Annotated in this window: 20 protein-coding genes and 1 other annotated feature; of the genes, 7 read left to right on the plus strand and 13 right to left on the minus strand. The window is 44.3% G+C overall.

All coding sequences use genetic code 11. From position 1 onward, the window contains the following. The 5 genes from bioD to P3L57_RS14885 all read right to left on the minus strand — a co-directional run bounded on the left by bioD (position 1) and on the right by P3L57_RS14885 (position 5,134). Positions 1-696 carry a dethiobiotin synthase gene (bioD, locus tag P3L57_RS14865; protein WP_069487040.1) on the minus strand — a complete coding sequence of 232 codons (696 nt, stop codon included), beginning with the start codon at positions 694-696 and terminating at the stop codon, positions 1-3. Next, on the minus strand, positions 693-1,865 hold the full coding sequence (bioF, locus tag P3L57_RS14870) for an 8-amino-7-oxononanoate synthase (protein ID WP_069487039.1): 1,173 nt from the start codon (positions 1,863-1,865) through the stop codon (positions 693-695). Before bioF ends, bioD begins: the two co-directional genes overlap by 4 nt. Beyond that, the gene (gene bioA, locus P3L57_RS14875; protein ID WP_059335619.1) at positions 1,855-3,201 is read right to left on the minus strand and encodes an adenosylmethionine--8-amino-7-oxononanoate transaminase; all 1,347 of its coding nucleotides are present in this window, start codon (positions 3,199-3,201) and stop codon (positions 1,855-1,857) included. The genes bioF and bioA overlap by 11 nt, the downstream gene beginning before the upstream one ends. Next, positions 3,173-3,967: a 6-carboxyhexanoate--CoA ligase gene (gene bioW, locus P3L57_RS14880; protein WP_069487038.1), complete on the minus strand. Its 795-nt coding sequence runs from the start codon at positions 3,965-3,967 to the stop codon at positions 3,173-3,175. The genes bioA and bioW overlap by 29 nt, the downstream gene beginning before the upstream one ends. 267 nt (positions 3,968-4,234) lie before the next feature. Further along, positions 4,235-5,134: a dienelactone hydrolase family protein gene (locus tag P3L57_RS14885; protein ID WP_069487037.1), complete on the minus strand. Its 900-nt coding sequence runs from the start codon at positions 5,132-5,134 to the stop codon at positions 4,235-4,237. Between the two features lie 246 nt (positions 5,135-5,380). Between P3L57_RS14885 and P3L57_RS14890 the strand changes: the two genes are divergently transcribed. From P3L57_RS14890 to melA, 5 genes are read left to right on the plus strand one after another with little or no spacing between them, the layout of a single operon-like run. Beyond that, the gene (locus P3L57_RS14890) at positions 5,381-6,439 is read left to right on the plus strand and encodes a LacI family DNA-binding transcriptional regulator (RefSeq protein WP_024122556.1); all 1,059 of its coding nucleotides are present in this window, start codon (positions 5,381-5,383) and stop codon (positions 6,437-6,439) included. Between the two features lie 10 nt (positions 6,440-6,449). Further along, positions 6,450-7,727, plus strand: coding sequence for an ABC transporter substrate-binding protein (locus P3L57_RS14895; RefSeq protein ID WP_069487036.1), 1,278 nt, complete (start codon positions 6,450-6,452; stop codon positions 7,725-7,727). Continuing rightward, the gene (locus P3L57_RS14900; RefSeq protein WP_069487035.1) at positions 7,720-8,631 is read left to right on the plus strand and encodes a carbohydrate ABC transporter permease; all 912 of its coding nucleotides are present in this window, start codon (positions 7,720-7,722) and stop codon (positions 8,629-8,631) included. The genes P3L57_RS14895 and P3L57_RS14900 overlap by 8 nt, the downstream gene beginning before the upstream one ends. Further along, positions 8,628-9,458 (plus strand): carbohydrate ABC transporter permease, encoded by an 831-nt coding sequence (locus P3L57_RS14905; protein WP_069487034.1) that lies wholly within the window; start codon positions 8,628-8,630, stop codon positions 9,456-9,458. The genes P3L57_RS14900 and P3L57_RS14905 overlap by 4 nt, the downstream gene beginning before the upstream one ends. A 21-nt stretch (positions 9,459-9,479) precedes the next feature. Beyond that, positions 9,480-10,778, plus strand: a complete 1,299-nt coding sequence (gene melA / locus P3L57_RS14910; RefSeq protein WP_069487033.1) for an alpha-galactosidase MelA — start codon at positions 9,480-9,482, stop codon at positions 10,776-10,778. A gap of 23 nt (positions 10,779-10,801) precedes the next feature. Here melA and P3L57_RS14915 read toward each other — a convergent pair whose 3' ends face one another. The 3 genes from P3L57_RS14915 to P3L57_RS14925 form a co-directional block, all read right to left on the minus strand. After that, positions 10,802-11,113, minus strand: a complete 312-nt coding sequence (locus P3L57_RS14915) for a rhodanese-like domain-containing protein (RefSeq protein WP_044153745.1) — start codon at positions 11,111-11,113, stop codon at positions 10,802-10,804. A 116-nt stretch (positions 11,114-11,229) separates the two neighbouring features. After that, positions 11,230-13,644, minus strand: coding sequence for a leucine--tRNA ligase (gene leuS / locus P3L57_RS14920; protein WP_069487032.1), 2,415 nt, complete (start codon positions 13,642-13,644; stop codon positions 11,230-11,232). 110 nt (positions 13,645-13,754) lie between these two features. Then, positions 13,755-13,969 (minus strand) — a binding site (T-box leader). A 103-nt stretch (positions 13,970-14,072) separates the two neighbouring features. Further along, positions 14,073-14,408 (minus strand): DUF4257 domain-containing protein, encoded by a 336-nt coding sequence (locus P3L57_RS14925; protein WP_003223352.1) that lies wholly within the window; start codon positions 14,406-14,408, stop codon positions 14,073-14,075. Positions 14,409-14,810: 402 nt separating this feature from the next. Here P3L57_RS14925 and ytvA point away from each other — a divergent pair, with 402 nt between their 5' ends. Continuing rightward, on the plus strand, positions 14,811-15,596 hold the full coding sequence (gene ytvA / locus P3L57_RS14930; protein WP_044153740.1) for a YtvA family blue-light photoreceptor: 786 nt from the start codon (positions 14,811-14,813) through the stop codon (positions 15,594-15,596). A 30-nt stretch (positions 15,597-15,626) separates the two neighbouring features. Here the strand turns inward: ytvA and P3L57_RS14935 are convergent, their stop codons facing one another. Then, a complete protein-coding gene (locus P3L57_RS14935; RefSeq protein ID WP_044153739.1) occupies positions 15,627-16,820 on the minus strand; it encodes an MDR family MFS transporter in 1,194 nt (397 codons plus the stop codon). Positions 16,821-17,009: 189 nt separating this feature from the next. Here P3L57_RS14935 and P3L57_RS14940 point away from each other — a divergent pair, with 189 nt between their 5' ends. Next, entirely contained in the window at positions 17,010-17,756 is a 747-nt protein-coding gene (locus P3L57_RS14940; protein ID WP_069487031.1) for an LMBR1 domain-containing protein, read from the plus strand. A 37-nt stretch (positions 17,757-17,793) separates the two neighbouring features. On the opposite strand, the gene bceB is transcribed toward P3L57_RS14940, so the two are convergent. From bceB to P3L57_RS14960, 4 genes are all read right to left on the minus strand, one after another. Then, positions 17,794-19,734, minus strand: a complete 1,941-nt coding sequence (gene bceB / locus P3L57_RS14945; RefSeq protein WP_069487030.1) for a bacitracin ABC transporter permease BceB — start codon at positions 19,732-19,734, stop codon at positions 17,794-17,796. Beyond that, entirely contained in the window at positions 19,724-20,485 is a 762-nt protein-coding gene (bceA, locus tag P3L57_RS14950) for a bacitracin ABC transporter ATP-binding protein BceA (RefSeq protein WP_044153733.1), read from the minus strand. The genes bceB and bceA overlap by 11 nt, the downstream gene beginning before the upstream one ends. 101 nt (positions 20,486-20,586) lie before the next feature. After that, positions 20,587-21,591: a sensor histidine kinase gene (locus tag P3L57_RS14955; RefSeq protein ID WP_069487029.1), complete on the minus strand. Its 1,005-nt coding sequence runs from the start codon at positions 21,589-21,591 to the stop codon at positions 20,587-20,589. Then, on the minus strand, positions 21,584-22,279 hold the full coding sequence (locus P3L57_RS14960; protein ID WP_059335666.1) for a two-component response regulator BceR: 696 nt from the start codon (positions 22,277-22,279) through the stop codon (positions 21,584-21,586). Before P3L57_RS14960 ends, P3L57_RS14955 begins: the two co-directional genes overlap by 8 nt. Between the last annotated feature and the right edge of the window lie 40 nt (positions 22,280-22,319).

Consider the following 22,319-nt stretch of genomic DNA (forward strand, 5'->3'; position numbering starts at 1 on the left):
TCATGCCCCCACTCGATTGATCAGTAATGATAAATCTATATGGTTCTTCACCATATTCTGAATCGTTTCTTTTGTTGTGTTTATCAGCTTTGGCGTCACTCCTAATAGCGGCACACCGCATAGGCTCTCAATCATTTCAGGATTGGTTTTTTCATCATGATCTGGAGAATCACTGATTCCATTGATGACGATTCCGGCGATTGGAAGGCCCATGCTTTTGGCATATTGAACAGTTAAAAAGGTGTGATTAATCGTTCCAAGATGAGGGCGTGCCACAATAATCACTGGAAGCTGTAACGCTTTTATGACATGACTGACTAAAAAATCCTCTCCCAATGGCACAGAAATCCCGCCCGCACCTTCTACGATGAAGCATTCATGTTTTTCTCTTATCCGCTCCCAATGGCGTAAGACCTCTTCCATTTTGACAGCCTTTCCCTCCAGCTTTCCTGCAACGTATGGAGCTAGCGGCTCTTTGAATGCAAAAGGCGTAATCTCTTCATGTGAAAGACTCGTTTGTGACATCTCTTTCAGCAGGCTTGTATCGCTCTCTGGATGATGAGGGGAGATCCCGCTTAGAAATGGTTTAAATACTCCGACATCCATCTTATTTTCCCGCAATAAGGCTGCTAGACCGCTGGATATCACCGTTTTCCCCACTTCTGTATCTGTTCCGGTTACAAAAAAACCTCTCATGGAATGATGTTCAGCTCCTTTCCGATTGAACGAAATGCTTCCAGCAAATGATCAATATTCCTCATACTGTGCCCAGCAGTGATGGTTAATCGGATACGGCTTTCTCCTGGCGCAACGGTCGGCGGACGAATGGCAGGGGCATAGATTCCTTTGTCCTGCAGTTTATCAGCAAACGTGACGGTTTTTCGGGTATCGCCGATGACCACCGGAATAATCGGTGTATGATGCCCTTTCACCACATAGCCCATGTGCTTCAGATTCGTTTTGATCATCTGGATATAAGAATATAAAAGCTGCCGTTTTTCCTTGCTGGCTTCAATGATGTCTAACGCCTCATGGGCAGCTGCACAGCTTGCCGGCGGAATAGCGGTTTGAAAGATAAACGTTCTGGCATGGTTCAGCAGAAAGTCGATGAATACCGCTGAACCTGCAGCGAACCCCCCTTCCGCTCCGGCAGCTTTGCTTAACGTGCCGATGACAATGTCAGGACAAACACCGAAATGTTCACTCGTCCCTCCTCCTGATTCGCCCAAAACACCTGTTGCATGCGCATCATCAACGATCACGTAAGCATTGCAGCGTTTAGCAAGGGAGATGATCTGATCAAGAGGGGCAATCGTGCCATCCATGCTGAATACCCCGTCTGTTACGATAAAACGGCGCTGGTACCGCTGTGTTTCTTTCAGTTTTTCTTCAAGATCAGCCATTTCGATATGGCGATAAATGACCGTATCAGCCTTAGACAGGCGGCAGCCATCGATGATACTTGCATGATTTAATTGATCACTTAAAATGACGTCCCCTTTTTCAGGTAACGAAGAAAGGACACCGACATTGGCTAAATAGCCGCTTGAAAACAGTAAAGCCGCTTCTGTCCGTTTAAAGCCGGCAATCTTTTTTTCGAGTTTTTCATGCCAGATCGAATTGCCCGTCGTTAAACGCGAGCCGGTGCTTCCTGCTCCAAATTGCTGCAGTGCTTCTTGAGCTGCAGAGACCAAGCGGTTATGGTTTGCGAGACCTAAATAATTGTTTGACGACCAGACCGTTTGATTTTTGCCATCAATCGTCACCTCCGGAATTGGAGGCCCGTTCATTGTTCGCAGTGTACGGTATACGCCGGCTCCCTTCGCTTTGTCTAACCGGCGGCTTAACCAGCTGTCAGTGCTCAAGGCTGGTTACCTCTTGGATCGCTTCTTTCATAATAGAAACCATTGCTTCGAGCTCTTCAGCTGTGCTGGCAAGAGGAGGCAGAAATGCAATTACATCGCCGAGCGGTCTCGTCAGCATCCCGAGCTCTCTCATTTTCAAAGAAACTTTGTACCCTACCCGCCGATCAGCAGGATAAGGCCGTTTGGTTTCCTTTGACTGAACAAGCTCTGCGCCGCACATAAAGCCGAGCTGCCGAATATCCCCAACGTGAGGAAGAGCATGCAGGTCTTGAAGAAGTAAATGGAGCTTTTTACTTTTTTGCGCAACTTGTTCAACGATGTTTTCAGATTCAAATAATCTCAGGTTTTCAAGAGCAACCGCACAGCCAAGCTGGTTTCCTGTATAGGAGTGACCGTGGAAAAAGGTTTTTTGTTCTTTGTACTCATCGTAGAATGCATGGTAGATGTCTTCGGTGGCAAAGGTGACGGCTATCGGCAAATAGCCTCCTGTAATGCCTTTGCCGGCAGCCATTAGATCAGGCTGAACATTTTCGTGCTCACATGCAAACATTTTCCCCGTACGCCCAAAACCAGTGGCAACTTCATCAACAATCATTAAGACATCGTAAGCTGTACAAAGCTCGCGCACACCTGCCAAGTATCCTGCCGGCATCACAATCATGCCGGATGCTCCTTGAACCATTGATTCAATCGAAAGTGCTGCAATTTCGTGATGGTGTTCCTTCAGCAGCTGTTCAAGCGCATAGAGACACTCATCACGGGTCTGCACAGGATCGCCGCTTCCCGAGCGGTATACATAAGGGATCGGAGCTTTATAACTATCAAACATTAACGGGCCATAGACGTGGTGGAACAGTTCAATTGAACCGACACTGACGGCACCGATCGTATCGCCGTGATACCCATTTTTCATTGCAATAAATTTTTGTTTCTCAGGCTTTCCGATGTTCTTCCAATATTGAAACGCCATTTTTAGAGCAATTTCCATCGCTTCTGCACCGCTGTCTGAATAAAAAACACGCGTCAGCTTCTCCGGACTGATCTCGGTTAATGTCTCGGCAAGTTCAGTCGCCGGAACGTTGGTCATGCCCAATAATGTGGAGTGAGCAATTTTTCCAAGCTGTTTTATGATGGCCTCATCTAATTCCTTTTTGCGGTGCCCGTGCACATTAAGCCAAACGGAGGAAAAGCCGTCATAATATTCCTTGCCGTTTATGTCTTTTACTTTGATTCCGTTGCCGCTTTCGATGATCAAGGGATGTTCATCATAGTCTTTCATTTGAGTAAAAGGCAGCCAAAGATGTTTTTTACTTTTTTCTATCACATTTTGAGTCATCATCTTCCTCCCACTCTATCAAAATAGGCTGCTTCTCGAGATCATTTATGTATGTGTTTACATTTACAGAGCCGTCAGCAAAAAAGATTCGGCAGCCCTCTTCAGTCCCGTATTCTTTCATTGCTGTAATACGCTGATAGCCCAATTTTTTACCCGCGACGTAGCCTGTTATGTAATCAGGGTCATCTGACCAGCATAATTCTGCAACAGTTGCCGGATGCTCACTCACCTTTGAAGCAAGTGCAAGGGCCTCTTTTATCCTTGGGTTTGATGGTGCGCCATAGCGTTGTGCCCATTGTTCAAAATTGAGGTCGGGCCAATCCATTCTGGACACCCGTACACCTTTATCGTGTGTTTGATCAACCCGTTTGCCAGTGTGAATATCAAACACCACCGCTCCCCTGATACCTGACCATTCAGAAATTTGTTGATATGCTTTTTCAACCACTTTTCTTGGAACACCCGCTCTCTCCAATAAGAATCGGGCAAGACTTTGTCCCTCTTCCGGGGATTCTACTTCATTTGTCTTCATTGGTAATGGATGAATCTTCTTAACCGGCTCTTGAACCTCTTCAAATTGTATTTGCATAAAATCCGGTTTTCCTCTAGAGTGAGATAACCCTTTTTCTAATAAGGCATTCACCGTACGTTTCATATTATCAAACGTGATGAGCCGTTCTCCGCCGGATATATGCTTTCCTCCATCTTCGTGAGACCCATTCATAGAAGCTCTCATTCTGACACTGTAAAATGTTTCTTCTTGCATACCTTCTCGCCCTTTCAGCTTTGATTACAGAAGAAAGCAGACTATTTGTTAACCATTTATAAATTAAGGTTAACAAATAGAATACTATTATGTATACACAATTCTGTCAATATCAGAACGCCATTTCCTCATAAACAAAATCTATTTATCATGTATATTCCTGATAACTGTATTTCCACTAGAAAAAGAAGAGACGGGCAGATGCTCGCCTCCTTACCTGTTTAGAACCATTTCAGAAAAACACGTAAAGCCTACTCTTTTTCACTGTCACAGCCACTTTTTCAAAAACCGCAGAGCTTCATGCCTCATCATAGCTGTCTCAAAATGCCCTGAAGCGGAGCGCGCCATACGGTAACAATCAGAAGCCCCTTTTTCAGCGTACAAGGCTGTTAGTTCTTTTTCGATTTTGTTCACTCCCTCAGCGGGTGTCAGCCGATCATGTATGCCGGCAAGACTAAGGTGCGGGCGCGGTGCGATCAGGCTTTGGATATCTGATGCAGAAAAGTGCTTGGCAAGAGACGGAACGTAATAATAAAAGCCATGCCGGTCAAGGTTCTGTGTTTCAATCAGTACATGATGGTCAACCTGACTGCATAAATCCACACATGCCTTAATCCGTTCATCAAGCGCCGCTGTCCACCAAGCCATCAAGCCCCCCATAGACATGCCGATCGTTCCGATTCTGTCAGGCTGAATATCAGGGCGGCTCTGCACATAATCAATGGCTCTTATACTGTCGTACATCATCATGCCCCACATCACCCTGCCCGTCAGAAGCATCTCTTTAAAAATCTCGCTTTCTGATTTGCCCCGTCTGTCTCCAAATCCCCAATGGTCGATTGCCAATACGCCATATCCGAGAGAAGTCAGCTCCCGAGCGAAAGAAGGCGTTTTCAAATAATCCGCTCCCTCAAGCAGTTCACTTTTTCCCCGCTCATACTGCCCGCCATGCGAATGCTGAAATAATATAACCGGGCACCGTCCTTTTGCGGCTTTCGGCTTCACAAAATATGCAGGCACCTTTTCAAGCCCATTTATATCAATCAGCAGCGTTTCAATTATATATCCCTCTTTTTCCTCAATACGCAGCGTTTCCGCCCCCGTATGCTTCCGATCAGGCAAATCACCAAGCAATCGAAACAGCAGCTCTCTTTTTTCGTTACTCATCCCATCACCCTTCCTTTTTCGCTTATCTTCAATGTACGAGACGGATTTGTTATTCCCTTTATTTTTCACACAGCATACAGAAACAAAAATCGTGGTTTACTAAACTTTTACTAAACATAACAAAATATTCTGAAATCCATTATTGTAACCGCTTACTTTAATATGATAGTATCAATTTATCAAAAACGTATGAGTAAAATATTTCTTTTGTTTTAGTAAATCTCATTCAAATGAAAGGGAGTAACCATGGTTCGTATAAAAGATATCGCCTTAAAAGCGAACGTTTCAAATGCTACTGTTTCGAGAATTTTAAATGAAGATCATTCGCTTTCTGTGGCTGGTGAAACGAGACAAAGAGTGATCAGTATCGCTGAAGAGCTAGGCTATCAAACTGTCGCTAAACGCCGAAAAGCCCGCGGACAAAAACAGCGCGCCCAGCCGCTTATCGGGGTGCTGAGCTGCTTATCTCCCGATGAAGAACGGCAGGATCCTTATTTTTCTTCTATTCGCAAAGGAATTGAAAAAGAATGCTTTGAACAGGAAATTTTCATTACAAACTCCATCCATCTCGGTTCCTTCCAGGAGCATATTTTTCGGGAATTAGACGGTATTATTGTTATCGGCCGTGTCCATGACGAAGCCGTTCAGCATATCAGCGGCCGATTGGAGCATGCCGTATTTATCAATCATTCTCCCGATCCGCAGATATACGACTCGATTGGGATTGATTTTGAAGCCGCCGCACGCCAGGCAATTGATCACCTTTTCGATTTAGGTTACCAACGATTAGGCTATATCGGCGGGCAGGAGAAGGAGCATACACTGAGGGACGGCCAAAGCATTCGCAGAACAATTGAAGACAAACGCCAGACTGCCTTTTTGCAGTCCGCCCATCCTCAGCCTGAACACGTACTGGTCGGCGATTACAGCATGCGCGAGGGCTATCGCCTGATGAAAAAAGCCATCACTCAAGGCAAGCTGCCGGAAGCCTTTTTTATCGCAAGTGATTCTATGGCCATCGGCGCATTGAAAGCACTTCGGGAAGCCGATCTGCATGTGCCGCGGGATACAGCCATTGTCAGCTTTAACGGCATTGAAGAGGCCGAGTTTGCAAGCACACCCTTAACCACCGTGAAAGTGCATACAGAGGAAATGGGCCGAACAGGCGTAAAACAGCTTCTCGATCGCTTTAACGGCCGAACAATTCCTCATCAAGTCACCCTGCCGACAACACTGATCATCAGGCAAAGCTGCGGATACACAGCTAAGGAGGTGACGCAAGACAAACGTTCATCAAGATCATAAGGAGGAAAAGATGAAACGCATATTTGTTTTATTTCTCTCTCTTATTCTGCTGATTCTGCCGGGCTGCTCATCTGAAGAAAGCGCTCCAGATACGGGCAAAAAGACGTTAACCATTTATTCTACGATGTCAACGGACAGTGAAAGAAATACATTCAGAAAACTAGCCTCAGCGTTCAAAAAGGAAAGCGGCATTCGCGTCAGCATTCATTTCCCAGGCAATGACTATGAAAATATGATGCGTGTCAGAATGGCCGCCAATGATCTGCCTGATCTCTTTGATACTCATGGCTGGGGGAAAATCAGGTACGGGGAGTATACAGCTGATCTCCGGGATATGAACTGGACTCAGAATCTTGATCCAAATTTAAACAGCATCCTTAAAAACAAAAGCGGAAAGGTATACGCATATCCGATCAACCAGGCAAAGGACGGCCTGGCATACAACCGCAATATGTTAGACCGTTTCGGCATTGATCCGCCGGAAACGATGGATGACTTTATAAAAGCACTGAGAACGATTAAAGAAAAAAGCAATGGAGAAATCGTTCCTTTCTGGTTCGCCGGATATGACAAAAGCTCTTTCGCCCAATATTACGACCAATTCGCAACACCTCTTCTCATCACAGACCCTGCCCATAATGAAAAGAAACAGCTCATTGACGGCACCTTCAATTGGAGCAAATTTACTTATCTTTCAGATATCCTTAAACAAATGCAGAAAGAAAAACTCATCAATATCGATGCCGTAACAGCAAAAAAATCACAGCTCATTGAGTTAATGGCTCAAAACAAAATTGCTTTTACCATGCAGGGCGGCACCCTCGGACAAGACGTCGCCCAAATTAACCCGAATGTAAAGGTTGGGATTATTCCGACACCAGCTATTCACTCCGATGATGACCCGATATGGATTGGAGGCGAGCGCTATACCCTGGCAGCATGGAAAGACTCGCCTCATTTAAAGGAAGCAAAGCAATTTATCGCCTTTATGGCTCGTCCCGCCCATGCCAAAGAAATGGCTGAAGCCACATCTCTTCCTTCAGGGCTGACCAATGTAAAAGCTGATATTTTCTATGCCAAAGACTATCAGCATTATCAGAATATGAAAGTCGAGCCCTATTTCGACCGATTGTACCTGCCGAACGGGATGTGGGATGTGATGGGAACGGTCGGCCAGGAGCTTGCGGCAGACATTTTGACGCCCAACGAGATTTCTAAAAAGCTGGGAAGAGAATATAAACGACTCCGGGAGCAATCTGAAACACAGGGAGCTGAAAACAATGAGTGAGATTGCAAGAGATGTTCATGTGAAACAGGTCAAGCCGAAAAAACAATCCTCACTTTGGTGGATGTATGTTCCGGCTCTGCTCTCCGTTTTGATCTTCATGATTTATCCGTTTGTAAAAGGCGCTTTTATCACTTTCACAAACTGGAACGGATTTTCTCAAGTTTATCAGTGGGTCGGTTTCGCTCAGTATGAAAGGCTGTTTGCTGATCCCGACACATGGCATATCTTAAAAAACACGCTGCTATACGGACTCGGCAGCACCTTTTTTCAAAACGTCATTGGGCTTCTGTACGCCCTGCTGCTAAATCAAAGCATAAAAATGAAAGCGATAACAAGAACCATTGTGTATTTGCCGGTTATGATCAGTCCGCTCATTATGGGCTACATTTGGTACTTTTTCTTTTCTTATGAAGGAGGCGCGCTTAATGACCTGCTTGGCGTTTTCGGCATCACCACGATCAACGCGCTCGCCAGTCCGTCTTCGAACCCATGGATCATCGTCATGATTAACACGTACCAATATGTCGGCATCGCCATGATTGTCTATTTGGCAGGCCTGCAAAGCATTCCGAAAGATTACTACGAAGCAGCGGAAATGGATGGCGCGACACGGCGCCAGCAGTTTTTCGGCATCACCCTGCCGCTGTTAATGCCCTCGATCACGATCAATATGGTCATTAACATTATTGGGGGCTTAAAGCTGTTTGACGTGATAATTGCGCTCACTGCAGGCGGACCCGGAAACGCGTCGCAATCGATGTCAACGTTTATGTATGACCTGTATTTTAAACGGCAGGATGCCGGCTATGCTGCGACACAAGGCATATTTATGGCATTTGTCATTTTGATCATCAGCTTTTGCGCGCTTGCGTACTTTAAAAGAAAGGAGACGGAAATGTCATGAGAGCCGCCCACTCAAACAAACTGCGTTTTATTACACTTCTCGCTGCCATTGTAGCCTGTGCGCATTTCATTCCTTTTTACATTCTGCTGACCACTTCATTGAAAGCAAAAGGAGATTACAGTTCCAAATGGCTGTTTCCGGCTGATATTTCCTTTCAAAATTTTTCTGAGGCATGGGAGCGCGCTTCACTTGGCAACTCGTTTATCAACACAATCATCATCACAGGCGTTTCGGCATTGTTGTTAATCATATTCGGCTCACTGGCCGCCTACCCTCTTGCCCGGCGGGAAACCAAGCTGAATAAAGCCGTTTTCGCGCTGCTGATTTCAATTATGATCATCCCTCCGTTAACGTCCATGGTGCCTTTGTACAGAATGGTCGTGGACGCCGGCATGGTTAATACACACGCAGTCGCCATTTTGATCAATACAGCGGCGTATATGCCGTTAACCGTGTTTTTGTATTCCGGCTTTATCCGTTCAACCATTCCAAAAGAGCTTGAAGAAGCGGCAAGAATGGATGGAGCGGGAATGCTGAAAATCTTTTTTACGATCGTATTTCCTTTGCTGAAGCCGATCACTGCCACCATCTGTATTATTTCCTGTGTCTTTATATGGAATGACTATCAATTTGCGATTTTCTTTTTACAGGATCAGAAGGTGCAGACACTTACTGTCGCAATGGCCGGTTTTTTCGGAGAAAACGCCAACAATCTGCATTTGGTCGCCGCGGCTGCCATCATGGCAATGCTGCCGATGGTCATTCTGTTTCTGGCGCTGCAAAAATACTTTATTGCCGGGCTGTCATCAGGCGCGGTAAAAGGATAATGAATTAAAGGAGGAACCGACATGAAAAAAATCACATTTATCGGTGCAGGGAGCACAATTTTCGCAAAAAATGTTTTAGGAGACTGCTTGTTAACGGAGGCGTTAAATGGATTTGAATTTGCGCTTTACGACATTGACCCAAAACGCTTGCAGGAATCTCAGCTTATGCTCGAAAATTTGAGAGACCGCTATAATCCGAGCGTGGTTATCAACAGCTATGACGACAGAAAACTGGCTTTGCAGCAAGCGGGCTATGTGATTAATGCCATTCAGGTCGGAGGCTATAAACCAAGCACAGTCATCGATTTTGAGATTCCTAAACGATACGGATTGCGTCAGACGATTGCCGACACGGTGGGCATCGGCGGGATATTCAGATCACTCAGGACAATCCCCGTGTTATTTGATATCGCAAGAGATATTGAGGAAATGTGTCCCGACGCTTGGTTTTTAAACTATACAAACCCAATGGCCTCCCTGACTGGCGCTCTGCTTCGCTATACAGATGTGAAAACGATCGGGCTGTGCCACAGCGTCCAAGTGTGCACAAGAGATTTATTTAGATCTCTCGGTATGGAGCACGACGGGATTGAAGAACGAATCGCAGGCATCAATCATATGGCATGGCTGTTGGAAGTGAAAAAGGACGGCGCTGATTTATATCCCGAAATCAAAAAGAGAGCGAGAGAAAAGCAAAAAACAAAGCATCATGACATGGTGCGATTTGAATTGATGGATAAGTTCGGTTATTACGTCACGGAATCATCAGAGCACAACGCAGAATACCATCCTTATTTTATTAAGCGGAATTATCCTGAATTGATCAACGAGCTGCAGATCCCGCTGGACGAATATCCAAGAAGATGCGTGAAACAGATAGAAGATTGGGAGAAAATGAGGGATGACATTGTTAACAATAAAAACCTCACCCATAAACGCTCAAAGGAATATGGCTCAAGAATAATAGAAGCAATGGAAACGAATCATCCGTTCACCTTCGGAGGAAACGTCTTAAATACCGGACTCATCACAAACCTTCCTTCCAAAGCGGTAGTCGAAGTGACATGCGTCGCCGACAGAAAAAAAATAACCCCGTGCTTTGCCGGAGAACTGCCTGAGCAGCTCGCAGCATTAAACAGAACGAATATCAACACACAGCTGATGACCATTGAAGCTGCTGTTACACGAAAAAAAGAAGCTGTCTACCAGGCAGCCATGCTTGACCCGCATACAAGTGCGGAGCTGTCCATCAATGACATTATTTCTATGTGTGATGATTTATTTGAAGCGCACGGCGATTGGCTTCCAGCATACAAATAAAAAAACTAGGGGTGATCTCTCCCCTAGTTTTTCGGTTTCGTTTCGCCTTCCCAGGCCATCATGCCGCCTTCTACGTTGACTGTTTTAAAGCCTTGCTCATCCAAATACCTGCAGACATTCATGCTGCGCATCCCTGATCGGCAGATAAAAGTGTACTCTTTGTCTTTATCGAGGGTGTCCATTTTTTCAGGAATATCCCCCATGCGAATATGAACCGCTTGCGGGATCATGCCTTCCGCAACCTCTTCATCTTCTCTGACATCAATCAAATACAATTCTTCATCCGCCTCGATTTTTTCTTTCAAAGCAGCTGTGCTGATTTCTTTTATTTCCAAAGAAAACACTCCTATTCACCAATAATCATGTTCAGTATATCAAAGTCAGCTGGACGATTGCTATTCAGAGACTGATGAAAAAAATCCCCTTTTTGAAAAAGGGGATTTTTCCAGGATTAGTTTGCCACAATATTGACAAGCTTGCCAGGCACCGCGATGATTTTACGAATGGTTTTGCCTTCAAGCTGCTCTTTGACCTTTTCATCTGCTTGAGCAAGCTGTTCGAGCTGTTCCTTCGTCGCATCTGCAGGAACCTGTAGTTTCGCTTTCACTTTTCCGTTCAGCTGAACAACGATTTCAACTTCGTCGTCAACAAGTTTTGCTTCATCATATACAGGCCAAGCCTCATATGCAATCGTACCGCTATGGCCCAATTTCTCCCACAGCTCTTCCGCGAGGTGAGGCGCGATAGGAGAAAGAAGCTTCACAAAGCCTTCCATATATTCCTTCGGCAGCTCTGACGCTTTATAGGCTTCGTTGATAAAGACCATCAGCTGAGAAATACCTGTGTTAAAACGCAGGCCCTCATAGTGGTCTGTCACTTTCATGACTGTTTCATGATAGACGCGCTCCAATGTTTCACCGGCGCCTTCAACGATTTTGCCATTAAGCTCACCGCTGTCTTCAACAAACAGGCGCCATACGCGGTCAAGGAAGCGGCGTGCGCCGTCTAAGCCTGATTCAGACCAGGCAATTGAAGCATCAAGCGGTCCCATGAACATTTCGTACAATCTCAGTGTATCAGCGCCGTGAGATGCAACGATTTCATCAGGGTTGACAACGTTCCCTTTTGACTTACTCATTTTCTCGTTGTTTTCACCGAGAATCATTCCTTGGTTATACAGCTTTTGGAACGGTTCTTTCGTCGGCACTACACCGATATCATAAAGGAACTTGTGCCAGAAACGGGCATACAGAAGGTGAAGCACAGCATGCTCCGCGCCGCCGATATACATATCAACCGGAAGCCATTTTTCCATTTTCTCAGGTGATGCCAGCTGATCCAAATTGTGCGGATCAATGTAGCGCAAGAAATACCAGCAGCTTCCCGCCCATTGCGGCATTGTATTCGTTTCTCTTCTTCCTTTTTTCCCTGTTTCAGGGTCTGTTACTTCAACCCACTCTTTAATGTTCGCAAGCGGTGATTCGCCGGTGCCGCTCGGTTTGATTTCGTTTGTTTTCGGCAGAATCAGCGGCAGTTCTTCCTCCGGCACAGCTGTTGACGTTCCGTCCTCCCAATGAATGATCGGAATCGGCTCGCCCCAGTAACGCTGGCGGCTGAAGAGCCAGTCGCGCAGACGGTAAGTGACTTTCTTTTCACCGTTTTTCGTTTCTTCCAGCCAAGCGATGATTTTTTCAATCGCTTCCTGTTTATTAAGTCCGTTCAGGAAGTCAGAGTTTACGTGCTCTCCGTCGCCTGTGTACGCTTCTTCCTCAACATTTCCGCCTTTCACGACTTCCTTGACTGGAAGGCCAAATGTGTTGGCGAATTCAAAATCACGCTCATCGTGACCGGGAACAGCCATGACTGCACCTGTTCCGTATGAAGCAAGAACATAATCTGCGATCCAGATCGGCAGTTTTTCACCGTTTACAGGATTGATCGCATAAGCTCCCGTGAAGACGCCTGTCTTTGTTTTCGCGAGATCCGTGCGCTCAAGGTCACTCTTTGATTGAATTTCTTTGATATAAGCTTCAACAGCTTCTTTTTGCTCAGCAGCTGTGATTTTTTCTACCAATGCATGCTCCGGAGCAAGTACAGTGTATGTAGCGCCAAACAATGTATCAGGTCTTGTTGTAAACACCGTAAATGATTCATCATGTCCGTCTATGCCAAAATGAACGTGCGCACCTTCAGAACGGCCGATCCAGTTGCGCTGCATGTCTTTAATGCTCTCCGGCCAATCAAGCTCTTCCAAGTCATCAAGAAGCCTGTCCGCATAAGCTGTGATTTTCAGCATCCACTGCTTCATCGGGCGTCTTTCGACCGGATGGCCGCCGCGTTCACTCTTTCCGTCGATGACTTCTTCGTTGGCAAGAACCGTACCGAGTGCAGGGCACCAGTTTACCGGCACCTCATCAACATAAGCAAGGCCCTTTTCATAAAGCTTTAAGAAAATCCATTGTGTCCATTTATAGTATTCAGGATCTGTCGTGTTGATTTCACGATCCCAATCATATGAAAAACCGAGCGCCTGAATTTGGCGGCGGAAATTATCAATATTCTGCTTCGTAAACACTGCCGGGTCATTCCCGGTGTCGAGAGCGTATTGCTCAGCCGGCAGACCGAATGCGTCCCAGCCCATCGGATGAAGAACGTCATACCCCTGCATGCGCTTCATGCGGGAGAGGATATCCGTCGCTGTATAGCCTTCAGGGTGTCCGACGTGCAGACCCGCTCCAGACGGATAAGGAAACATGTCCAGCGCGTAAAATTTTTGTTTCTCATTATGATCAAGAGTGGCAAATGTTTTGTTTTCCAGCCAATAATTTTGCCATTTCTTTTCTATCTCTTTGTGCTGAAAACTCAAAGTAAAAACCTCCTTCTGATTGAATACGGCGTTTTATGGTTCAAGTATTGACGCGAAAGGGACAATTATATTCAGAATATTCCCAAACTAAAAAAAACTCCCTCATCCCTAAAAGGGACGAGAGACTTTCGTTTTCCCGCGGTACCACCCTCGTTAGCGCGGCAGACGCCGCACTCACTTGATACTTTTAACGCAGTTATGCGTCAGCGGCTTTTCACCGCTGCAACTCTGAGGTGAGTTCGGAAACAAACTTGATTGACTTTCACCAGCCGTCAACTCTCTGAAACAATATCTGCTTCTTACTGCTCCTCTTCATTGTTCTTATCGCAACCGTAATCTTAACTGTATTTTATAGAATTCTGTTCATAAGTGCAAGCAGGTTTGTATACAATGGGAATGTACCCTGAACGGGCGAAGATTGAGGACAATTATTCTGGTGGAGTTTTGGTTTGACGTTTCGACTCGGCCGGTTCGCCGCCGCTGTTCATTTCTCTTACAAAATCAAAGCTTCTGAGAACAGCTTCACCGCCGTAGCCTGAGATAATGGATAAGATGACAAGTTGAATTCCTGAATCGGGGTCAGCGGATAATACAAGTAAAATGGAAGCTGTCATGCCGATAAACCAATCTTCCAAAAATCCAAGGTAGATAAACCGCTTCGTCATTCTGGGCTTCTCCAGCCTGCCTCTCTTTTTCACATGACCGAGAATCCCCATGATTCCTCCAATTACACAAGCAATAAGTACCTGATGCAGCATCTTCATCATCACCTTCCTAAAGCCCTTATTTCGTAAAGCGACTTCAGGCCATCCAGCCCCCTTAAACGATTCCGATGATTTTCGATATCTACATACTGGCAAATCTGAAAAAAGCTTGTTTCTTCCATTATATGTGAACACATGATCGGTAAGCTTGATGCATTAGATTCATTTTTCACCCAGTGACATTGACCTAGTCACCTAGTTAGCATATAGAAACCTTTCCGTTCATATGTTCAAAGTCTGTTCTTATTTTTAGTGTATACGAGGACAAGCCCTAATGACAAACAGCAAACTGCGCTTGCTTGAATCAGAACATGTGTTGTGCTACGGTTACTGTAGAATTCATTAAAAAAAGGGGAATATCAGGCTTTCGCATAGCAAGCTGGCGGCCTAAGGGGGAATTATATGGCTAGTTTTCAATCATTCGGAATAAAAGGACAGCTGGACGTCATCAAAAAAGCGCTTGATCACGCGCGAGTCGGCGTAGTGATTACAGATCCTTCACTTGAAGATAATCCGATTGTCTACGTAAACCAAGGCTTTGTTCAAATGACCGGCTATGAGGCCGAGGAAATTTTAGGGAAGAACTGCCGCTTCTTACAGGGAAAAGATACAGACGCTGGTGAAGTGGACAGCATCAGAGCCGGTTTACAAAATAAAGAACCGGTTACAGTTCAGATTCAAAACTACAAAAAAGACGGAACGATGTTCTGGAATGAGTTAAATATTGATCCGCTGGAAATAGAAGACAAAACCTATTTTGTCGGAATTCAAAAAGACATTACCAAGCAAAAAGAGTATGAAAAGCTTCTCGAGGATTCCCTCACAGAAATTACTGCACTTTCAACTCCTATTGTGCCGATTCGCAACGGCATTTCGGCTCTTCCGCTAGTCGGCAACCTGACAGAGGAGCGATTTAATTCCATCGTCAGCACATTGACGAATATCTTATCAACATCCAAAGATGATTATTTGATCATTGATTTATCAGGATTGGCACAAGTAAATGAACAAACCGCCGACCAGATTTTCAAGCTGAGCCATTTGCTGAAATTGACCGGAACCGAATTAATCATTACCGGCATTAAGCCCGAATTGGCCATGAAGATGAATAAACTGGATGCCAATTTCTCATCGCTGAAAACATATTCTAATGTAAAGGATGCCGTGAACGTGCTTCCGATTATGTAAAAAGATCCCGCTCATCCGGCGGGATCTTTCTTATGAAGAAACTGAGGCTTGCTTATTCGCTTTATCAGCTGATTTTAACCGTTTGTCGTATAAAATCGTCGTGGCTATGCTGATCATAAGCAAAACCAAAAGTGATAAAACAAGAGCGTGAATGCCGGAATGATCGACGAGCACTCCTCCGAACAAAGGCCCTATCATTCTGCCACCTGTCGCAGCGCTGTTCACAAACCCTTGATAAAACCCTTCTTTCCCTTTAGGCGCAAGCTGATTGGCAATCGTCGGCACGGCAGGCCAAACAAGCATTTCCCCGATGGTCAAGATCACCATGGCAGCCAGAAACATTGGAAATTGCTTCGCAGTCAGCAGCATGCTGTAAGACACAATAAAAATGACAAAACCAATGATCATTTGCGCTTTCAGCGACTCAGCCCATTTTTTCACAAAAAAGCTGACAAGCGGCTGTCCAACCACAATTAAAATTCCGTTAATCGTCCACAGCACACTATATAAAGAAAGAGACATTCCGATGCTTTGCGTGTACGATGCAATGGTGGTAGACCATTGAGAATATGCGAGCCATCCGAGCACATACCCGCTGCTCAATATGACCAGAGCCGTAAATTTCGCTTTGCTGCTTACAGCGTCATAATCAAGCACAGACGTTTGAGACACATCCTTCGTCTGAATGTTTCGAAATCCGAAATATACGATAAAGAAAAAGACCACATACAGCGCAGCGTTCGCCAAAAATACGTATGAAAACGAGAAAGATGCCACCACGCCGCCAAGCGCAGAACCGACGGCAACACCTGCGTTTTGCGCGACATAAATCGCATTAAATGCCCTTCTTCCCCCTTCAGGCCACACTGATCCAGCCATTGCGTAACTGGCCGGAAAAACAACACCCGAACCAAACCCGACAATCGTAAGCAGCACTATATAAAACGGCCAATCATGAAAAAAGACGAGACCCACCAGACTTGCTAACGTAATCGCAATTCCGAGCATGATGGATTTGAACCCGCCGATTTTATCAAACAAAAACCCGCCGCATAAATTCCCTGCCACACTGGCGCCGGAATTCAGCATAAGGACAATCCCCGCGACCGTTAACGACTTTCCTAAATGATTATGAATATAGATCGTGTTAAGCGGCCATAAAAAGGATGCCCCTGTCACATTAATAAACATCCCTATCACTAAAATTTTCAATGCGCGCGGCATACTGATCCCCCTTTCTTATCTATAAAAGCTCATGAAAAAACGGAAACCTCAACAGGCTCCGTACGAATCCAGTTATCATAGCACATTCATTCTATCTGTCTATCTCATATTTTTCAACAGATGAGTGTGAAAAAATCTAACAAATATTGTTCGAAAATTGTAAAATAAATAGAAAAAGGGGTAATTTTCATGGAAATGGCATTCGCATTCCTCGGTTTTTTTGTATTTCTCTTTTCGCTTGGCTATGGAGTGTACCATCTCGTCAGATATGTGCTGAAAAAAGAAAAACGATTCTCTAAAAAACTCTTTTGGCCGCTTTTTATTGGAGGTCTCATTCTGCTCTTCACCGGAGCAGCTTTGTCAGAACCTGACGCTGCCGCAGCAAATGCCGATAAAAAATATTCAGCACTAAACACTGAATATAAAAGTCTTAAACAAGAGCATGAAGCACTTGAGAAAGAGTATGAAGCCATCAGCTCTGAAGCAAAGAAACTGAAAGACGACACAAAAGATCAAGACAAGCTCAAGCAGCTGGAGAAAGAAAATAGTGAACTAAAAAAGACTCAGAAATCATTAAAAGCAGAAAATAAAGAACTTCAAGAAAAACAAAAACAGCTCAAAGATGATACCAAAACAGCAAAGGCTGAAAATGAAACCCTTCAACAAGATAAAACAAAACTTGAAAAGCAATTAAAAGAGGCACAAAACCGAACAGCCAGCACAAAAGAAAACAGTGAACATTCTTCAACCAGCACAAATAAAAGCAACGAAATCAGCTCAGCTGATACAGCAGAAGGCTGTCTTATCAAAGGCAGCAAAAACGGCATTTATCATACGCCGGGCAGTACATACTATGACCGGACGACAGACCCTGCTGAAATGTTTTGTTCAGTTAAAGAGGCTGAGGCAGCCGGGTATCGGGCGCCGAAACGATAAACAAAAAAGCTCCAGTTTCTCTGGAGCTTTTACTGTTTTACAATGCCGACTTAATCACCTTTTTATAATAAAGAACCGACAGAATACCGAAAATAGAATAGAGTGCAGTATATAACACCATCACCATAATCATCGGCGACCATACCTCTGATCCGAATAAGAACCAGCCGGATTGAACGGCAAAATAACTGTGAAAGAGGCCGATCACCAATGGAATGCCGAAGTTATACATTTGCTTGATGCGTATCCCCTTCAGCAGGTCTCCCTGTGTAAAACCGAGTTTTCTTAGGATGGTATAATTCGGTTTTTCTTCTTCACTTTCACCCATTTGTTTAAAGTAAAGGATACACCCCGAGGTGATGAGAAATGTTAATCCTAAGAAACCAACGATGAACATGACCATACCAAAAAGAGATTTTTGCGCAATACTTGTATCCATCCTTGATAAATGCAGATCTTTCTTGTTGACCTTTTGAAAAAGCTCATTTGCTTTTTCAAGCTGATCTCCATGTTTCATATTGATGCCGATAAATTCAGATTGCGGCAGCTGAATGCGAGGGTCTTTATCTTTATTCAGCTGTTTAAACAGGTTGTCATCCACTATGACTGCGGGCATTCCCCCGGCTGTAAACGTGTAGGATACAAGAAACTCTTCTCTTAATCCTTTATAGTGTAATGATTGTGTCTCATTCTTGCTTTTGACTTTAATGCTGCCGGAGTCTTTTAAAACCATTATTTTTTGCAGCAAATCAGTGTATCCTGAGAAAACCGCCTCCCCAGCCGCCACATCGACTCCTTTTACATCTTTGTCGCTAACAACAGCAAGCTGCATATTGCTGGGATCGCCCTGCATCTCTTTCGGAGTTCCATCCATGATATTTGTGAGATCAAAAGAAGATTGCAGGACAGGCATTTCTTTTTTGACGTACGCCATGTCATTTTCACTCAAACTGCTTTCAAATCGTTTGGCATCTTTCTCATTCATGAATGAAAAATCAGCCGCTACATTTTGTTCAGCGGTCTTTTCCGACGAGTAATACGAGATGTAAGCAAGAGATAACAGCCCGATGGCGAGCGCTGAAACGGTTGTGATAATTGTCAGCAGCAAAGCGTTCGATTTCATCCTGAACATAATCGATGACAGTGACAGAACCTCTGAGATATTCAAGTACCCGCCCTTGCTTTTCCGAATGATGTTCGAGATAAACGTAACCGATCCTTTATAAAAGAGAAACGTCCCGATAATGACGGACCCTAAGATAAAACTCATTGCGAAAAACAGTTCATTTATGGTCTTGAATTTTCCGCTAAACAGCTCGGAAGACACATAGTATCCCGTTAAAATCAACACGATGCCCAGCGCCCCGATCAGCATCTGAAAAAAAGAGATTCTCTTCACTTTATCCTCAGTGGAAGATGTTACTTTAAACAAAGATAAAATGCTTTGTTTTTTGATAAACGTATAATTCATGATCATAATCAAAAGGTAAATGCCGCAGAACACAATGATTGTTTGAACCAAAGCTTGCCCAGAAAAATGCAGTTTCGCATCAGCTTTGACATCGACGATTTTGAACAAGATCATGAGCACAAGCTTTGAGATTGAAAATCCGGCAAAAACCCCGATGGCTAACGAGCCGAAATACAGCATGATATTTTCCGCACTTAAGATACGAAAGATTTTGTGCTTTGTCATTCCGATTAATTGAAACAGCCCGATCTCTTTACTCCGCCTTTTAATAAAAATGGTATTAGCGTACAAAATAAAGATTGATACAACAGCCACAAGCAAAATTGAAGCGGTTTTAATAGCCGCGGCGCCTTTAATGGAAGCTTTTACTTCATTAATGGCCGGGTCATATTGGAGTGTGACAAATGCGAAATAAAGCGCCACACTAAAGATTAAAGCAAACACATAGAGATAATAATTCCTGATATTCTTTTTCAGATTTCGCAGAATGAGCTGATTAATGTTCATGCTGCACCCCGCCTAACACGCCTTGTGTTTTCATGATATCCTGGAAAAACGTCTGCCTGTCTTGGCCCCCTTTATTCAGCTGCGTATACATCAGGCCATCCTTAATAAAAATGACTCTGCCGCAGTAGCTCGCTGCAACGGGATCATGGGTAACCATAATAATGGTGGCGCTGCGTTTTTGATTGAGCTGGCTCAGCTTGTTTAATAGATCAGAGGCCGATTTCGAATCAAGCGCGCCGGTCGGTTCATCAGCGAAAATAATGCTCGGGTCATGAATAAACGCTCTCCCGGCGGATGTTCTCTGCTTCTGGCCGCCGGAAATTTCATTCGGATACTTATCCCGCAATTCATAAATTCCCAATTCCTTGGCCACTTCCTCAAACTTGCGGTTTGCTTCCTTTTTTGATATTTTCGTGATCGATAACGGCAGAAGAATATTTTCTTTCACTGTTAATGTGTCTAACAAATTGTAATCTTGAAAGATAAAGCCTAAGTGCTGTTTTCTAAATTCAGCCAGCTGCTTTTCCTTCAAGGACGTCATTTCGTTTCCGTTAATATTGATCGTTCCTTGGCTGACCTTATCAATCGAGGACAGAACGTTAAGCAAAGTCGTTTTGCCTGACCCTGAAGCACCCATAATACTGACGAATTCGCCCTTTTCAATGTGAATATCGATGCCCTTCAGCACTTCCTGTTTATTTAGCTTGTTACCATAGCTTTTTCGAATTTTATTCGCTTCTAAAATCATCATTTCCGTAGTCTCCTTTATATTGGATACTGTTATTATAAAAAGGATTGCCGGGCTTTTCCTTCGATTAGGCGAACAAAAAAGAAAAGCATGTGACATTTTCGTCACACGCTAATGACACGTTCGAATTGATTTCGTTTCGGAAAGGTTAAAGTAAAGGTTGTTCCATCCCCAAGCTCTGAATGCACATCGATATCGATCAGCAACGGTCCTGCGGCTCTCTTCGCCAGATACAGCCCCATGCCTGTAGAAGACTGATTATGATGATCGGTTGTAGATGTAAACCCTTTATCAAAAATTCGTGAGACATCTTTCCTGTCAATGCCCCGTCCAAAATCTTTCACCTCAAGAACCTTCCGTTCGTCTTTTTCATAGCTGTTGATCACAATATCAGCGGCTTCACTGTATTTTACGGCGTTGGTCAGCAACTGCCTGATGATAAAGGCCAGCCATTTCGCATCGCTTAAGACTTCCTCTGCCTCCAGCTGAATGTCAAAACCGATTCCTTTCTGTATACACCACGATTGCAAGTCTCTGATCTCTTTGATAATCAAGGGCTTAAGCTTGATCATCTCTAAAGACAGATCATTTTCGATAAAGGACATGCGCTTTTGATGAAGCTGCTGATCAAGAAGCAGATGGATGCGCAGCCACTCATACGATAGCTGGGATTTTAATGATGGGTCTTCCATACGATCGATGATTAAATGCAGCGCTGTTAATGGCGTTTTGACCTCATGTATCCACGCCATCAGTTCATCTTTTTCATTTTCTAATGCCAAGCGATTCCGCAATGCAGATTGCTTCAATTGTTCCGTTTGTCCGGTGAGGCTATTTTCAATCATCACTTCAAACGGCGTCTCCGGTTCACTTATGGCTGTGACATCAAGATTATTTTCCCATTCTTCGAGGCTTTTATAGAATGCGGTTTCTTTCCGAAAACGGATAATAACAAACACAACAAAGATCAGGACACACAAATAAACAATATAAAGAACATTTTTAAATGGAATAGACGGATCGACAAAAGCAATCAGCAAAATCAGAATTTGCTGCAGCAAAAATGCGGCAATCCAGCTTCGTCTTTCGATGAGGAATGCTTTAATCATAGAAATGATCCTGTTCCTTCGCCATGTAGCCTTGGCCGACTTTCGTCTCGATATATGTTCCAAGCTGCAGTTCGTCCAGTTTTTTCCGCAGGCGGTTGACATTGACGGTCAGCGTATTATCGCTGACAAAACGCTCGTCATTCCACAAGCTTCTGATCAGCTCTTCCCGGCTGACGATCTTGTTTTTTTGTACTATTAGCTGTTTTAGAATAAACATTTCATTTTTAGTCAGTTCAACAGAGCCTTCGTCATTGCTGACGAGGTTCTGCTCCGCGTCTATGGCAGCCCCGCACCATGTTTTGATCGTGCTCGGCTCCGTATTATAATGATGCACGCGCCGGAAAATCGCTTGGATTTTCGCAATCAGCACATCAAAATGAAACGGCTTTTGAATAAAGTCATCCGCTCCCAGCTGCATCGACATGACCATATCAGCAGGGTGGTCACGAGAGGATAAAAAGAGAATCGGAACATTTGACCGGGAACGGATCAGCCGGCACCAATGAAACCCGTCAAATTTAGGGAGCTGAACATCAATAATGACGCAATCAGGTTTGATTGACGCAAATTCCTGCATTACTTGGCTGAAATCCTGTATGCCGTATACATCATAGGACCATCCCGTTAAGCGCTCCTTGATTTCATGAAACAGCGATTTATCATCTTCTATCAGCAAAAGTTTAAACAATGGACTCACCGCACTTTTTCCTTTTTTATCAAGTGTATAG

Origin of the sequence: Bacillus sp. B28 (assembly GCF_029536185.1) — a bacterium.
Lineage (GTDB): Bacteria > Bacillota > Bacilli > Bacillales > Bacillaceae > Bacillus > Bacillus halotolerans.

Coding starts and splice junctions, on each gene's coding strand:
- bioD (WP_069487040.1), bottom strand. CDS start 696: ATGAGAGGTTTTTTTGTAACCGGAACAGATACAGAAGTGGGGAAAACG.
- bioA (WP_059335619.1), bottom strand. CDS start 3,201: ATGACTCAAAATGTGATAGAAAAAAGTAAAAAACATCTTTGGCTGCCT.
- bioW (WP_069487038.1), bottom strand. CDS start 3,967: ATGCAAGAAGAAACATTTTACAGTGTCAGAATGAGAGCTTCTATGAAT.
- P3L57_RS14885 (WP_069487037.1), bottom strand. CDS start 5,134: ATGAGTAACGAAAAAAGAGAGCTGCTGTTTCGATTGCTTGGTGATTTG.
- P3L57_RS14890 (WP_024122556.1), top strand. CDS start 5,381: ATGGTTCGTATAAAAGATATCGCCTTAAAAGCGAACGTTTCAAATGCT.
- P3L57_RS14895 (WP_069487036.1), top strand. CDS start 6,450: ATGAAACGCATATTTGTTTTATTTCTCTCTCTTATTCTGCTGATTCTG.
- P3L57_RS14900 (WP_069487035.1), top strand. CDS start 7,720: ATGAGTGAGATTGCAAGAGATGTTCATGTGAAACAGGTCAAGCCGAAA.
- P3L57_RS14905 (WP_069487034.1), top strand. CDS start 8,628: ATGAGAGCCGCCCACTCAAACAAACTGCGTTTTATTACACTTCTCGCT.
- melA (WP_069487033.1), top strand. CDS start 9,480: ATGAAAAAAATCACATTTATCGGTGCAGGGAGCACAATTTTCGCAAAA.
- P3L57_RS14925 (WP_003223352.1), bottom strand. CDS start 14,408: ATGAAGATGCTGCATCAGGTACTTATTGCTTGTGTAATTGGAGGAATC.
- ytvA (WP_044153740.1), top strand. CDS start 14,811: ATGGCTAGTTTTCAATCATTCGGAATAAAAGGACAGCTGGACGTCATC.
- P3L57_RS14935 (WP_044153739.1), bottom strand. CDS start 16,820: ATGCCGCGCGCATTGAAAATTTTAGTGATAGGGATGTTTATTAATGTG.
- P3L57_RS14940 (WP_069487031.1), top strand. CDS start 17,010: ATGGAAATGGCATTCGCATTCCTCGGTTTTTTTGTATTTCTCTTTTCG.
- bceB (WP_069487030.1), bottom strand. CDS start 19,734: ATGAACATTAATCAGCTCATTCTGCGAAATCTGAAAAAGAATATCAGG.
- bceA (WP_044153733.1), bottom strand. CDS start 20,485: ATGATGATTTTAGAAGCGAATAAAATTCGAAAAAGCTATGGTAACAAG.
- P3L57_RS14955 (WP_069487029.1), bottom strand. CDS start 21,591: ATGATTAAAGCATTCCTCATCGAAAGACGAAGCTGGATTGCCGCATTT.